We start from the raw sequence: 490 nt of genomic DNA, 5'->3' as shown, positions 1-490 counted from the left end.
ATCGGGTCGGCTCCGCAGCGTACGGCGAGTTCGTCGAGGGCCGTCTCCAGCGCGAAGGACCCCGGCGCCTCCCCCGGGGCCCGCATCCAGGTGGGGGACGGCACGTCGAGCCGTACGACGTGGCTGGCCGTGCGGTGGGCGTCGGCGGCGTACAGGACCTGGCCGACGCTCGCGCTCGGTTCGACGAACTCGAACACGGTCGACGTCCGGTTGAGCGAGCGGTGGTCCAGGACGCGGAGCCTGCCGTCGGGGTCGGCGCCGAGCCTGACCCGCTGGACGGTGGGGCTGCGGTGGCCGGCCAGGGAGAACATCTGGCGCCGGGTCATCACCACCCGTACCGGCCGTCGCAGTTCGGTGGCGGCCATCACGGCGGACACCTGGTGGGCGCGCAGGCCCTTGCTGCCGAAGCCGCCGCCGATGTGTTCGGAGCGCACCCGCACCGAGGCGGGGTCGAGCGAGAACATCGCGGCCAGTTCGGCCCGGACCCAGG

1 protein-coding gene is annotated in these 490 nt (G+C 73.9%); it reads right to left on the bottom strand.

What is annotated here, in order from left to right; genetic code table 11:
• Positions 1 to 490: molybdopterin cofactor-binding domain-containing protein (locus RM812_RS42175; protein ID WP_311586307.1), on the bottom strand; the 490-nt coding region annotated here is incomplete at both ends.

The organism is Streptomyces lancefieldiae, assembly GCF_031845825.1.
Taxonomy (GTDB): domain Bacteria; phylum Actinomycetota; class Actinomycetes; order Streptomycetales; family Streptomycetaceae; genus Streptomyces; species Streptomyces lancefieldiae.
The sequence above is the reverse complement of the archived record's forward strand: the minus strand, read 5'-3'. Positions and strand labels throughout refer to the sequence as shown.